This window comes from Streptomyces sp. NBC_01750 (assembly GCF_035918095.1).
Taxonomy (GTDB): Bacteria; Actinomycetota; Actinomycetes; order Streptomycetales; family Streptomycetaceae; genus Streptomyces.
On record NZ_CP109137.1, the window covers coordinates 7,769,810 to 7,783,834 of the forward strand.

8 protein-coding genes are annotated in these 14,025 nt (G+C 71.7%); 1 reads left to right on the plus strand and 7 read right to left on the minus strand.

The window, feature by feature from the left end:
* Positions 1-70: 70 nt before the first annotated feature.
* Positions 71-1,411, minus strand: coding sequence for a helix-turn-helix domain-containing protein (locus OG966_RS35135; protein ID WP_326654104.1), 1,341 nt, complete (start codon positions 1,409-1,411; stop codon positions 71-73).
* A 138-nt stretch (positions 1,412-1,549) separates the two neighbouring features.
* Here OG966_RS35135 and OG966_RS35140 point away from each other — a divergent pair, with 138 nt between their 5' ends.
* Positions 1,550-2,902, plus strand: a complete 1,353-nt coding sequence (locus OG966_RS35140) for a M64 family metallopeptidase (protein WP_326654105.1) — start codon at positions 1,550-1,552, stop codon at positions 2,900-2,902.
* Positions 2,903-2,951: 49 nt separating this feature from the next.
* Here the strand turns inward: OG966_RS35140 and OG966_RS35145 are convergent, their stop codons facing one another.
* Genes OG966_RS35145 through OG966_RS35170 form a run of 6 tightly spaced genes read right to left on the minus strand, consistent with a single transcriptional unit; the run spans position 2,952 to position 14,015 of the window.
* Positions 2,952-4,370, minus strand: a complete 1,419-nt coding sequence (locus OG966_RS35145; protein WP_326654106.1) for a hypothetical protein — start codon at positions 4,368-4,370, stop codon at positions 2,952-2,954.
* Entirely contained in the window at positions 4,360-5,751 is a 1,392-nt protein-coding gene (locus tag OG966_RS35150) for a hypothetical protein (protein WP_326654107.1), read from the minus strand. The genes OG966_RS35145 and OG966_RS35150 overlap by 11 nt, the downstream gene beginning before the upstream one ends.
* Positions 5,752-5,782: 31 nt before the next feature.
* Positions 5,783-7,138, minus strand: a complete 1,356-nt coding sequence (locus OG966_RS35155; protein WP_326654108.1) for a hypothetical protein — start codon at positions 7,136-7,138, stop codon at positions 5,783-5,785.
* Positions 7,138-10,680 (minus strand): hypothetical protein, encoded by a 3,543-nt coding sequence (locus OG966_RS35160; protein ID WP_326654109.1) that lies wholly within the window; start codon positions 10,678-10,680, stop codon positions 7,138-7,140. The genes OG966_RS35155 and OG966_RS35160 overlap by 1 nt, the downstream gene beginning before the upstream one ends.
* A 2-nt stretch (positions 10,681-10,682) precedes the next feature.
* The gene (locus tag OG966_RS35165; protein ID WP_326654110.1) at positions 10,683-13,442 is read right to left on the minus strand and encodes a hypothetical protein; all 2,760 of its coding nucleotides are present in this window, start codon (positions 13,440-13,442) and stop codon (positions 10,683-10,685) included.
* A 30-nt stretch (positions 13,443-13,472) separates the two neighbouring features.
* Positions 13,473-14,015 carry a hypothetical protein gene (locus tag OG966_RS35170; protein ID WP_326654111.1) on the minus strand — a complete coding sequence of 181 codons (543 nt, stop codon included), beginning with the start codon at positions 14,013-14,015 and terminating at the stop codon, positions 13,473-13,475.
* Between the last annotated feature and the right edge of the window lie 10 nt (positions 14,016-14,025).

Consider the following 14,025-nt stretch of genomic DNA (forward strand, 5'->3'; position numbering starts at 1 on the left):
AACGCCGGGACACGCCGGGGCCACGGCTGCGCGCGGGGCCACGGCTGCGACCGGTCCCGCGGGGCCGCTCTCAGTGCTGCGGGATCGACGGACCCGCCGGGGCCGGCCCCAGGGTCGTCGTGCCGGGGGCTGCCCGATGGCCCAGTCCCGTGCGGTACGCGTCCAGAGCGGCCTCGGTGCGGCCGCCGCGGCGCAGTAGGTCGCCCAGCAGGCGGCACAGGTCGGCGAGATCACCGCTGGCCCCGCTGCGCTCCAGCAGGGCCAGCGCCAGGACGTAGTGCTCCTCGGCGGCCTCGGCCTCTCCCCGCTCCTCGGCGATCAGCCCGAGCAGCCGGTGCGCGCCGCCCGCGTGCACCGCACCGTGCCGGTCGCCGAGTTCCAGTAGCGCCGAGAGCAGGCCGGCCGCCTCGTCGTGCCGCCCCAGCCGGCGCAGTACATCGGCCAGCTCCACCTCCACCTGGGCGGTGTAGAGCACCGCGCGCTTGGCGGCCAGCATGTCGCGTGCTGTGCGCAACTCCTTTTCGGCGAGGGCGAGTTCGCCGTTCTGTGCCTGTACGTAGCCGCGCATCCAGTGGCAGTGCGCGAGGTCGGTCCGCAGTCTCAGCTGCCGGTAGATCGCCTGGGCCTTGGCGAGCGAGGCGTCGGCGTCGGCGGTGCGTCCTTCGGCGAGGAACGTACGGGCCACCTGCCGGTGCATGCTCGCCACCAGCGCCGGGTCGTTGACCTGGGGCGCCAGGGCCAGGGCGAGTTCGGCGGCGTGCGCGGCGCGGGCGTGGGCGCCCATGTCGATGTACGGGCCGATGACGGCCGCGTACAGCAGCACCAGCGCCTCGGGGTCGGCCAGGCCGCTCGCGCCCAGCTCGGCGATGGTGGACTCAAGGAGATAACAGGCGTAGCGCAGCTCCCCGGCCAGCAGGTGCGCGATGGCGCGGCCCCGGATCGCGCGGGCGCGGCGGGGCAGCGGTTCACCGGCCAGGAGCCGCTCCGCCGCCTCGAAGTGCCGCCCCGCATTGGCCAGTTCACCGGTTTCCAGAGCGCAGTCGCCGAGTCCGAGCAGCGCCTCGGCCTGCTCGGGAGCGAGTTCGAGGTGTTCAGCGTCGGTGAGGAGACGGCGGTAGCGGACGGCGGCCTCGTCGGCGGAGCCGGTGGCGAGCTGCTGCTGGGCGTCGGTGAGGGCGAGCCGCAGCTCGGTCGCCAGATGGGCGGGGCGTCCGGTGGCCAGCTCCTCGAACGATGTCCCGAGCCGCTCCGCGAGGAAGCGCAGCGCGGTCTCGGAGGGCCGGACCTTGCCGGACTCCAGTGTCGAGACGTACGCGGGCGTGTATGAGGGTTCGGCCAACTGCCGTTGCGTCAGCCCGCGTTGGTTACGCAGTCGCTGCACCCGGAGGCCGATCTCGGCCGGTTCGTCCATGGGAACCCCCTGGTTCTCGAACTCCCCAGTATTCAGGGGCAGTAGGGATTGCGCACCTCCTGTACCTCCGCCTAGTTTAAGCAACTCGTTCATCACGCTTACTTAGTTACTTAACTTCCGTGTCAGGGGGAAATTTTCATGCGTTCAGCACGGCGCAGAGTCATGGCGGCGGTCGGCGCGGCCGCCGCCCTCGCGGCCGTACTGGCCGCCACACCCGGCAGCGCGACAGCGGATCCGGCGACGCCCGGCAGGGCCGGGGTCGAGGTCGAGATACCCGGGCCGGAACACGGCACAGCCGCCGGATCCGGCCGCACACGCGTACCACAGGAGGGCCGGGCCCGGCCCTCCTCCCGGCTCTCGGCGGCCGAGGAGGCCGCCGACGGCGAGGTCACCAAGCTGATGGACAACGGCTCCACCGCCGACCGGCTGGACATCGTCGTCGTCGGGGACGGCTATACCGCCGCCGAGCTCGACCGGTTCCACACCGACGCCAGGGAGAAATGGGCTGAGGTGGCGGCCGTCGAGCCGTACACGACGTACCAGGGACTCTTCAACGTATGGGCGGTCGACGCCGTGTCGAACCAGTCCGGCGTCTCGGGCGACCCCGGTCCGGAGATCGTCCGGGACACCGCCCTGGGCTCGTACTTCTGGTGCGACGACATCGAGCGGCTGCTGTGCGTCGACCAGGACAAGGTCGACGGGTATGTGGCGAAGGCGCCCGAGGCCGACTTGGTGCTCGTCCTCGCCAACAGCGCCAAGTACGGCGGCGCGGGCTACAACGAGCCGAGCGGGACCCTCGGTTACGAGGGCATCTCCACCGCTTCGGCCGGCAACGAGAAGTCCGGCCAGGTCGCCATCCACGAGACCGGCCATTCGCTGGGCAAGCTCGCCGACGAGTACTACTACCCCGGCTACCCGGGCTACGAGGAGTACACGGGCCCCGAGCCCGCCGAGTCCAACAGCTCCACACTGGCCGCCGGGGACATGTCCGGACAGCGTGCCAAGTGGCACCGCTGGCTCGGCGAGGAATCGCCCGACGGCGGTTCGGTCGGCACATACGAGGGCGGGGGGTACTACGTCACGGGCCTGTACCGGCCCACCGACAACTCCCTGATGCGTACTCTCGGCAAGCCCTTCAACCTGCCCGGTATCGAGGCGATGATCGCCGGCTTCTACCGCCACGCGAACGTCGTCACCGCGGTCACGCCCACCGATCGCACCCTCCGGCTCACAGACACCGCGAAGGCCGCCGTACCCCGGCTGAGGGGCGCGGACGGGCGTCAGCTCAGGATCCGCTGGTATCTGGACGGCAGGGAGTTGAAGCCCTTCGCGGGCCGTACCCGGGTGCGGGTGTCGGACCTGGCCCTATGGCTGCTCGACCTGCGCACGCACACGTTGTCGGTCACCGCCGAGGACCGTACGCCTGCGGTGCGAGACCCGAAGATCGCCGGGACGCTGAAGTCCACCACCGGCTGGAGGATCCGCCTCTGACCCCGGTCGGCCCGCGAGCCGGCCCGCGAACCATCAACACTCCGGACGCTCATGGCTGATCGCGGGTGCGGCGGGCCTCCCCGAAATCCCACAGACAGACAACCGACCGGTCGCCCCCGGCCGACCTCACCCGAACGTTCACATCGGAGAAGAACGTCGTGAGGAACGGCCGCCGGTCCACCCAGCGCTCCGCGAACCAGTCACCGAGATCCTCGCGGAGCAGCAACTCCGCCATGGGCGCGCTGCACACCGCCAGCAGGTCACCCGGCCGGGTCTCCAGCCGGGCCCAGCGCAGCTCCTGCGAGCCGGTGGGAAGCCGCGCCTGCCGAGCGCCGGTGAAGACCCCGTCCCAGACGCCTTCCCGCAACCGCAGTACGGAGCCGTCGCCGATACCGAAAGCCACATGCTCACGCAGCTGATGGTCGCCCAGGCGGGACAGCAGTCCGGTGAGCGCGAGCTCGACCGCAGCGTCACCGGCCGCACCGGTGCTGCCGGTACCGGTACTCATGCCGCCCGTCTCGTTGCGAGCCACCAGACGCACGGAGTGAGCCACACCCTGAACGGCGGTGCGCAGCAGGCCCCCCAGCTCGCTGTCATCGGCCGGGACACGCGTGGTGGCGTACGCAGCCTGATACAGCTCGGTGCCGAGCCGCTCGCCGTAGTGGCCGAGCTGCGCGGCGAGACTCCGGCAGGCCCGCTCCGCGGCCGAACGCGACCACGGTCCGCGCGGTGCACCCGCGGCCACCACGCTGAGCAGCGTCGGAGAGGTGATCTCCTCCACCAGCCCGAGGTGGACCGCGTCCCGCCGGTGCTCACCGTCCTCGCGCTGCCGGTCGCCCCGGACGGAGGCCGACCGGACGATCAGCGGACCGAGGTCCGCACCGTCGACGGTGCTGTCGGCCCCGGAGTCCCTGCCCAGCGGCAGTCGGCTGGGTACGGCCGGGGAAAGCGGCGGCCCGCCGGGCGGGTCGGCGACCTCGGCTCCGTCCTGCGAGCGGTTCCGAGCGGTGGCCGCCGACGCCTCGGCGATCCGGGCAGCCACTCCCCTCTCGACCTTCGCCTCGAAGGCGGCGGTCAGCCGCGCCCCCACCCGTGCCTCCAGTGCGGCAGCCACTCTCGCCTCCACCTCTGCCTCCAGCGCGGCAGCCAGTCGCACCTTCAATTGCGCCGCGACGGCCGCCTCCACGCCGCCCTCCACCTCGGCGAGCCGCGACCGCAGGGCACGGTTTTCCACGAGCGCCTGTTCCCGCTCTCCCAGGACCCTGGTGAGCTGGACCTCGTAGGCCCCGCGAGTCCGCTCCAGTTCCGGGGCCAACAGCTTCTTCTGGCGCTGGGCGGGCAGGACGGTGTGGCGCGATCCGCGACGACGGGCCGCGACGGCCAGTACGCCGCACGCGACCAGGGACACGAACAGCGCGACGAACAGCGCGACGAACAGCGCGACCAGAACGACCGGTTCAGTCTCCACGCGGCCGACCTTCCTCCGTGGCCAGCCGACGCACGGTTCGCTCCGCGAGCGCGGAGGCGGCGAATGCTTCGAGACGGTCCCAGAGCTCGCGTCCGTCGCCCGGCCGGAGTGGTTCCCCGGACCCGGGCGACAGTGCGGGGTCGGCCGTGGGCCGTTCATGGCGTGCCGTCAGGTCGTGACAGCCGAGCCGGACGTCCCGGCACGCGGCCCGCAACCGCCGCACGGTCAGCACGGGAACCTCGCGAGGCACCTCGCCGATCAGCGGACGCAGAACGCCATCGCTCAACGCGGCCAGCCCGGAGGCAGCCCAGTCCGCCTCCGCCTGCCGCACGGCGTACCCGGGCCGCCGGACCGTCCCGTCGAGCAGCCGCGCCGCCAGTCCGGCCTCCGGCAAGGCCAATGCGTACACCGGCAGCCCCTCGGCCGCGGGCCCGACGGTCCGGCCGCCGCGCCCGCGCAACCAGCTGCCCAGATCCGTCATGCCATGCCTCCCGCGCAGCCCGGCCACGGTCGCGACCAGCACGACCGGCGGCGCGTGCGGCGCCCGCCGGACCCGGTCCAGCAGTCCCCCGAGCACTGCGACTGCGGGCGAGGGCTTCGCGTCCCCACCGAGCTCGTCGGCCGGCAGCGCGGCGAGCACGAGGTGCGCGGTCTGCAGCACTTCGAGCGTCAGTAGGCGCAGCGCGCGCCGGGTCGCGGGTCCGGCCCTGTCCGGCGCTACGACGGGTAGATCGACGATCTCGATGCACAGGCCGTCCCCGCCGCGCTCGCCCGGAGCCGGCCAGGGCAGGAGAGCGGCGCGGAACGGCGCGTGGATCACCGCCGGCGCGGTCGGCACCGATGCCACGGAGGCGTCCAGGACCGCCGACACGGGACCGGCGGCGGTGAGGTCCTGGCAGCGGCGCCAGGTACGGGCGACCGCTTCGGCGCCCGCGCAGCCCGGGCGGAAGTAGGGACCGGCGCCGGCCTCCGACGCACGGACGCGGAGCCAGGCCATCGTGCCGGGCGAGGCGCGCAGTGCCTCGCCCAGCAGCTCAGGACGGGCGGTCAGCAGCCGGGCCAGACGGTCGAGCGCCGTCGACTGGGCGGGCGACAAACGGAGTTGGGGGCGGTCGACGGCGGTGTGGAGCACGGAGACCGGAAGAAGGTCCGTGGCGAAGGGCGGATCGGCGATGCGCAGCCCGGTCAGCAGCGGAACCAGCCCAGGGCCGTCGCCGGTACGGGGTACCACGACCCGGAGCGGAACCCGCCTCGCGGCACCGTCCTGTGCACCGAGCATCGCCACATCGGCCGCGAGCTGCCGGGACAGTCCGGCGGCGCGTCCCACCTCGGACGCGGCGAGCACCGCGCTCGCGCGCACCCACCATGGGCCGCTCCCCATGTGGCGATGGATCCCCGCCGGCTCCGCCATGTCACAGCCCGCCGGGGTTCGGCGGGTCGGGGCGCCAGACCACCCGGCCCGGGCACTCCGTCCCCTTTCCACCGCGCCGGCGCAGCGGGGTCTGGAGCACCCAGTGCACCAACTGTTCGTCCCGCCTCTTGTCGCCGCCCACATTGTTCCTGGTGAATGCGGAGAGCTCGGGCTCGTGCCAGGTGTGGGTCTCGTCGAAGACCAACTCATGGCCCGCCTTCTGGGCCAGGGGCTGAAGGATGCCCGACACTTGCCTGCGCCACCGCCACCACCAGCTGTCCGGGGCGGCGGCCGCCGGTTCGTGGTGCAGTCCGCCCAGCACGAGGTCGAGTTGCAGCGCGGGGCCCAACTGTGTCGAGGGGGTCCAGCCTGCCCCGCCGCTCAGTGCGCTGGCGGCGGTCTTCAAGCTGGTCACCAGCGCGTTCCGGTACCGGTCCCGCCGTTCGTGCCGCAGGCCGGCAGGAGCGCCGTCGGGGCCGAGGACAGCTCGCAGCTCAGGGTCGAGCTCCGCCAGCAGCAGTGCCTGTGCCGCCCGTGCGGCCCATTGGAGCCTCGGGCCGCCCACGTCCCCGGTCGCGACGTCGCCGATGCCGAGTGCGTCGAGAACGTCCGGCGGCGCCTCGGCGGCGGCCCTTCTCAGCGCCCCCTCGGTGGTGAGGGCGAGCGGCAGGACAACCCCGCTGTGCAGATCACCGAGCGCGGGAACGGGTTGGTCGTCCGGCTCAGCGGCCGCTGCGGCGCAGTCGGTGCCGAGGTACTCGCGTGCGGCCGCGGCCAACTTGTTCCGCCAGGTGGCGACGTCCTTCTCGGGCAGGCGCAGCAGGGCGATGTGCAGTGACTCCCAGGCACCGGTTATGTCCTTCCCGGTGACGGGCCCTGGCGGGCGGCGCCGCCATGTGCCGACATACATGTCGCGGTCCCTGTGCAGTTCATCGCCCAACTCGACCAGGCGGGCGGCACACCGGGCCTCCCGGTCGAGGACCGGACCGGGATCGGGCGGCGTTGCGGTCGCGCCCTGGGACTGGGTCCCGGTGCCGGTGCCGCTACCGTCCTCGCTCGTGCGCCGGGCGGCCCCGGTCCGGTTGTCCGCCCCGTGGCCGTCCGTGGCCGGCGGCCTTGTGGCGGCCCGGATCGCGAGACCGAGGGCGTTGCGGGCCTCCAGTACGCGGGAGATCACCTCGTCGGAGTCGCCGTCGTACCGTTCGTGAGACGGCGTCACCTCCTTCAGCGTCTCCTCGCAGCGGCGCAGAGCGTCCAGCAGAGTGTCGCGGCTCGCCGAGGGGCCCGCCCTGAAGGTGTCGGCGACGGCTTCGGCGAATGTGTGCCAGTGGTCGGTGGCGGTGCTGGTGGCGGGCATCAGTGGCTCCCGTTCGTGGGGTCCCAGTGCTTGTTGAAGTTGCTGACACCGCGGTTCATCGGCCGGTGCAGTACCCGGCCGGGACGCTGTTCGACCTGCCGCAGTGTCTCCGCGGGCAGATAGGGGACGGTGCCCCGGTGCACGCGGAGCCGGCCGTGGGCGTCCAGCGTCGCCGAGTGTTCGCCCTGGCCCGGAGCCGGGAGCCGGCCCAGATATTCGGGTTGGCCGCTGCCGTCGCGCAGCAGATGGAAGTGGTAGTTGCCCCGGACCGGCAGCGCGTCGAGAACCGCCACCCGGCCCGGCACCGGTGGCTCCTCGGAATCGGTGGTGTCGTGGAAGAGCTCGCCCAGATACGTCTCACCAGCGCCCGCACCTGCGCCTGTACCCGCACCAGCGCCCGCACCGGACGCCTGAGGGGCCGGGAACACCTCCACCAGGTCCGGCGGGCCCGCGTCCGGCGCGCCCAGCGACACACACAGGCTGCCGGGCAGCGACCACTGACCGAGCGAGGCGTTGAAGGCCAGACCCGGCAGTGCGTCGTTCAGTTCCAGGTACTGGCCGGTGACCAGCAGATGCGGTGTGCCGTTGCAGAGCAGAATGTAGGAGAAAAGCCGGTGGTCCATCTCCAGCTGGTAGTTGACCCCACTGCCGTCCATCCTCCGCCAGACCTCGCTCAGCGGCTCTTTCATCGACTCCGCGTCGGCGGCCAGGAACAGATTGAAGCTTCCCCACTGGATCGAGTCCTTCGACGAGACGGCCCGATACAGCAGCACCAGGTCGCTCAGCGGCTGCCAGTCCGTACGGACCCCGCGGGTGCCCCGCGCGTCCAGCTCGATGAAGGGGGTACCGGCGCGGAGCACGGGCAGCACCCTGGCCTCGCCGGTCACCGGACCGAAATCGCTCGGCAGCGCGGAGAAGAGCCCCTGGGTCCTGATGTCGAGATCGCTCAGCCGGATCACCGCGTCCGTGGCCCGCAGCCGCGTCCGCTGTCCGCCCAGCACGCCGGCGAGGGCGTGGGTGGAATGGGCCCAGGCCGCGCCGAGCGAGGTCGCCTGTTTGGCGATGAACCCCTTCTCGACCGCGAGGGCGGTGGGGTTCCAGCCCAGCCGGACCTGCGAGTCCGCGTCGACCTTGGTGAGTACGTCGATGACGTTCTCCCGCACCTGCTCCAGAGCGCTGCTGCGGCCGGAGAGCACCACCTGGTCGAGGGCCGGCACCGGATGCGGGTCCAGGCCCTTGGCGACGCGTTTCGTGTTCTCCTCGTGGATGCGGGTGAAGACCGTACGTACGAGGTCGCCGCCCATCTCCGCGGCCCGGCTCAGTACCGGCTGCAGCAGCTTCCGGAAGTCGGCGGGGTCGAGCCGGACCTCCTTCGCCTGGCCGAGCCCGTGCGAGCAGGCATCGAGAATCGCCTGGACATGATCGGTCCTGATCGTCCCGGCAGCCGCAGTGCCCTCGCCCCCGTCGATGTCCGCGCCCTTGCCCAGCGCGCGCTTCTGCAGTTCGGCCTGTTGCCAGAGCAGAGTGAAACGGCGCCGTCGCCGATCGCGCTCCGCCTCGTCGCGCACATTGTCCCAGCGCGTCGGAAGGTACTCGTCGAGTGTGCGGTGGACGTCCGGGGCGACGATGACATTGAGCATCTCGGCGGCCTGGTCGGCGATCCGGGTCGAGAGGGCACGGGTTACGGATTCACCGTCCGTGCCGGTACCGGATGCCGTGCCGGGGCTGCTGCCGCCGGAGCGCAACTGGTCGACGAAGCAGGCCTTGATCCAGTAGAAGACCTGGAGAGTCAGCAGATCGCCGCCGAGCTGACCGTGTCCCGTCGAGCCGAGCAGCTGCGGTTCGAGCCGGTAGTCCCGGCCGGAGACGAACTCCTCCTCCGCCGCCAGCTCCGGCGTCTGGTCCACCAGCGCCAGCCGCAGCAGCGCGATGTCCGTGGTGCCGCCGCCGATGTCGATGGCCAGCAGAATGCGATGCCAGGTCGGCGGGTCGTCGCTGACGTGCCGCGACCGGGAACGCAGCGCCTCCAGACCGAGGTTCTGGTTGTCGGACAGCTCCCGCATCACGAAGAAGAGACTGGCGGCCAGCCCCTCGTCGTAGTCCATCACCACCTGCGGGATGCCGAGCCCGGTGCGTACGAGCGTCTCCAGCCGGAGCTTGATCTCCGGCAGGATGCTCGTCGGATAGGTGATGACGGCGGTGCGCAGCCGTGGCTCCGACCGGTCCCCCTCGCGGCGGGTCAGTTCCTCCGCCCGTTCCACCAGCCGCAGATACATGTGCTGGGCCAGATGGACGGCGCTCATGTCGGTGCCGCCGACAGGGCGCGGCGGATGCTCCAGGAGGGCGCGCTTGATACCGGTGATGGCGCCGTCGGAGTTCTCCCCGCAGAGCTCGAAACGCCGGTCCTGCGGCAGCGGATCGACGCCGGGCCCGTCCTCGGCCGGCTTCAGCTGCTCGATCAGGGCGCTCGCCGGGGCATGGGTGCGCTTGCCGGTGACATCCGCGTAGTCCACCGGCCGTAGCTTGTGGCGGTCCAGCGCCGGGGTGCTCATGACGCGGGCGTAACCGTCGTAGAGGCGCGACACCAGCCAGTCCCGCAGCGCCGGCCGGCTGTCCTGATGCAGGCTCTGCTCCACCTTCACCAACAGGGCGTCGACGACATCGGCGTCGTTCAGCCGCGCGAGGGCCTCCCGCCCTGTGATCCGCTGTCCGCCCCGGCGGCCCAGTACGAGTCGGCTGGACATGATCGACTCGACCACCTTGAGCCACTCGGCGGGAGCGCCGGGCGGCGGTTCCAGCAGCTCTCCCATCAGCTCGGCGAGAGCCGCCGTCTGATCGGGGTCGACCAGCCGGTGGGTGATGTTGCCCAGGTCCCAGAGCGTCGCCGTGGATGCTGTCGAGCCCAGATCGACGACGACGAACTGCTGGAAGTGGTCGCCCGCCGGCTGCGGGGTCCGCAGTGCCAGGAACTCGCCGTCGTCCTCGGGTTCGAAGCCGGAGGCGAACCCGGAGGCCGTTTCCGCCGTCGTCGGTGGCTGCTCACCCGGCGGCGCGAAGTCCACGGTGACGCTGCCGGGAGCGGTGTAGTTGCCCGCCGGGCCCGTGTAGTCGAGGGACCAGTGCACATCGACCCGCAGGTGCCTCCCGGGGAACGGAGCACCCGGTGTCGCCGTACGAGGATCGCCGTACACCAGGCTCACCGGCAGCCGGCCGTTCGATGAGAGGACACGGAGCCCGTCCACGCTGACGATGGTGTACTCCTGCGGGACCCAGACCGTCTCCAGGGCGTGCGCCAGTTGGGCCGGTATGGGCTCCCCGGGTTCGGCGCGGACCTCGACACGGGGCGGCAGATGGACGGTGAGGTAGCCGAAGTTGCCGGGCTCGCGCTCCACCAGTACTTCGGGCAGGGCGAAGCCGTCCTGGTCGGCGTAGACGCGGAAGTGCCGCCGGCCGAGCGCTACGACTCCCGGGTGGGGCGTGGTGCCGGCGTCGGTCCCGGTGCGCGGCGGGACACGGAAGGAGATCTCCAGTGCGCTGCTCATGGTCAGTCGACGCTCCAGGTTCTGATGAGGTGGTCGATCGGCTGCTCGACGTATTCGCGGTACTCGCCCGCTCCGCCGTCGCCGTCCGGCGCGCCACCGTCCGGTGAGCCGCCGGGCGGGTGGCCGGCCGGCCCGCCGAAGGGGCCGTCGGCGGGCGGGTCCTGACGGGGCGGCACGACGTCGTTCTCCTTGAGGAGGGCCGCGGACGCCTGGTCGTACACCGGGATGAGCTGCTCGGTGACCGCACCGAGCAGCTCGTCCAGATGGTCCGTGACCGTCCGGGCCGCGGCCACCGCCGTGTGCTGGCGCAGCTCCACCACCCGCAGCGGATGCCTCTCCCGCTCCTCGATGTGCTCCTCGAGGTCCCGCATCAGGTGGTGCCAGGCCAGTGCGTGGTGCGGCCGGGCGGGGAAACGGCGGTCCAGCTCGGCCCTGTCCCACTCCCGGTGATCGAGCCTCGGCATGATCTTTCCGACCGTCTTCTCGGGGTCGAGACAGGTCCACAGATGCCCCAGCTGCCGGCGGGCCTTCGCCGCTCCACCGCGCCGCCGGGAGTAGAGCTCGATCAGCAGCGAGCGGGTAGCGGGTTCGGCGAACCACTCACGCAGCGCGGCGAACTCCTGCTGCCAGTGGGCAGCCCAGTCCTGGCACCACTCCCGCAGCCCGTCGTTGCCGTTCCTGCTCCACTCCTGAACCGTCTGCCGGAAGTTCTCGACGAAGACGCCGGACGAGTCCTCCGCCGGGTCAGCGTCCCCCAAGATGTCGTCCGGGGCGTCGGAGACCACGTCCGTGACGTCGAAGTAGTCCTCCCAGATGGCGTTCGTGTCGGTCGCGGCCGGCCTGCTCTTGGTGACCAGATGCTGCTGGTCCCGGTCGGCGCGCTCCATCAGCTGGTGCCACTGCGTCCACTGGAAGACGTCCTGGTGCACGGCGGCGGCGGTCGCCGCCAGACCCGGCGGCCGGGCCAGGGTCCCCGCGCCACCGGTCTCGCCGTACTCCTCCCCGCCGTCCTCGGCGAGCGGGTCGGGGCTGTGCAGCGCGTGCAGGGCGGGGCGCACTCGCTTGTCCAGCAGGTAGCGCAGCTCGGCGAACATCTCGGTGATCTCCCGGTACGCGGCGTTCTCGCCTGCCGCCGAGCGGTGTATCTGACGCTGGAGTGTGAGCAGCGCCGCGTCCAGCCTCCGCCGTGAGCGCTCGGCGCGTTCCAGCTTCTGCGCCACGCCGTTCTTCCGTACATGCTCCTCGATCAGCGTGCGCAGACGGCCGATGCCGCCGTCGTCGTCGTACGCGCGCAGCCGTGGCGTCCAGGCATTGGCGGGCTCAGTGGCCTCCAGGCGGACCGAGATCGGCTCCCATGGACGTTCGCCGGGCGGCGGAAGTTTGCCGATGGCGGCGCGGACGCGGTCGCGGGTGTGGTCGGAGAGGTTGGTGTACGAGAGCTCGTAGCGGCGGATCGCGGGGATCGCCGAGGTGACGACGATGCCGTCCTGGCGTCCCCGGACGAACTTGCTCCCGTAGACATGGATTCCGTTGAGCTCGTCCGCGTGCCGCAGCAGCTGGGGCAGCGGCAGTTCGGAGCCCGGGAGGGCGGCGAGGGACGGGAGATGCGTCCTGTCGAAGATATTGGCCGCGACCAGCGCGGCCTGGCCCAGGGCCTCCGGGGAGCGGCCGTCCTCCAGGAGCATGTCCCAGAATTCGGAGGCGCCCTTGGACTGGGGGCGGGCGGAGAGAATGACCAGCAGGATCGTGTGCACGTCGACGAGCACGCGCCGGCTCAGCGACTTGTCCCTGCCGTACGAGCCCGCCGCTCCGATGCCGGGGAAGTCCAGTAACCGCAGCGGGTGTTCGGTCAGCAGACCCCCCAGGGCCCAGTGGTCGGGGGAGACCGCGACGTCCTGGATCACCCGCTCGATCAGCGGGAAACTGCGGCTGAGCGCATCACCCTTCTCGCTGCGGACGCTCTCGCGGTTGAACGGCTGGATGGTGAGCTTCGGTGGTGTGGGAGGAGTGACGTTCTCGGCCGGGAGTTTGAGGGCCTCGCTGACGATCCGCCGTTTGACGGAGACGCTCTGCCCGAGGACGCTCAGCTCTCCCTGCTGGCTGAGCAGGGCGTCCCTGATCCGGCAGAGCTCGACCACGGTGTCCCGGTGGGTGTCGTCGATGACCTCGGGCGCCACCGGGCGGGTGCCCCCGCCCGGTGGCGCCGGCCACAGAGACGGGTACCAGCTGTCGAACGGCGCCCAGCCACGCGGATCGGTCACCGGGTCGTAGCCGGCGAGGGCGGTGCCCGCGCCCAGCTCCGGGTGCCTCTTGTCCAGTTTGGTGATCAGACTGGAGAGGATGTCCTGTACGCAGCGGCTGAGCTGAGCCTCGCTCAGATAGCGGATCTCGGTGTCCTCTGCCGCCCTGGTGGGGCTGCCGCGCTCGCCCGCGGTCAGCGACAGCACGGTGATGTTGCCGGTGGTGGGGCGCTCCTCGGCCGGCAGCAGGTCGGGGCAGCCCAAAAGGGTGCCGAGCAGCAGGGACTTGCCCACGCTGTACTCCCCGACGACGCCGATGGTGACGGGGGAGAGGGCCCGGTCCAGCAGCTCCTGGGCGGCTTCCCGGACCCGGTCCCGGGCGGCGTGGCACTCCGGAGTGTCGGGTATCTCCTGGTCCCTGAGCATGGCCTGGGCGTCCTCGGCGTACCGCCGCAGGTCGGCGAGAGCGGTGGGCGATGACGCGCGGGGACCTGTGGCGGCTGATGCGGATGAGTGAGGCACGGCGACTCCGCGGTGAGTGCGGTGAGTGGGTCAGTGGAGCAGGAAGAACAGCTCGATCTCGGCGGTGCCGGACGGAACTCGGGGGTCCGTGTTGTGGTAGCTGCGGATGATCTTCTCGTCGTAGGGCGGGAAGAAATCCGGCTTGGCGGAGGGCAGCAGTCTGGCGACGGCCTCGGCGTACTCCGTGCTGGACCGGGTGTCGACCGCGCCGCCCGGCAGCCGGCCGGCGTTGCCGAAGACGATGACGAAGGCGGCCCGCTCGCCCTGGAACTGCTCGGCCTTCCGGACGACTTGGCGTCGAATGCTCGCGGCGGCCGCGTCCGAGCCGCCGACGAGGTCTCCCGGGTCGGTGCGTACGGAGATGGACTTGGTGTGGGGATCGAGCCCGCCGGCCGGGGTGCCCGGCGCCGGGGTGGAGACCGCGGGCGCCGGCGTGCCGGTGGGCCCTGCCGTTAGCTCCGGACGAATGTGCGCACCGGCGCCCTTTGTCGTCGTCTCGCCGCCCAGCGCCACGACCACCATGACCAGCAGCAGATCGGCGAAGAGCCACCCTGCCACCCGCGCCCCCGACATGCCGTTCCTC

Excerpts from the sequence above, each read along its gene's own strand:
- OG966_RS35135 (WP_326654104.1), bottom strand. The coding sequence starts at position 1,411 with ATGGACGAACCGGCCGAGATCGGCCTCCGGGTGCAGCGACTGCGTAAC.
- OG966_RS35140 (WP_326654105.1), top strand. The coding sequence starts at position 1,550 with ATGCGTTCAGCACGGCGCAGAGTCATGGCGGCGGTCGGCGCGGCCGCC.
- OG966_RS35150 (WP_326654107.1), bottom strand. The coding sequence starts at position 5,751 with ATGGGGAGCGGCCCATGGTGGGTGCGCGCGAGCGCGGTGCTCGCCGCG.
- OG966_RS35155 (WP_326654108.1), bottom strand. The coding sequence starts at position 7,138 with ATGCCCGCCACCAGCACCGCCACCGACCACTGGCACACATTCGCCGAA.
- OG966_RS35160 (WP_326654109.1), bottom strand. The coding sequence starts at position 10,680 with ATGAGCAGCGCACTGGAGATCTCCTTCCGTGTCCCGCCGCGCACCGGG.
- OG966_RS35170 (WP_326654111.1), bottom strand. The coding sequence starts at position 14,015 with ATGTCGGGGGCGCGGGTGGCAGGGTGGCTCTTCGCCGATCTGCTGCTG.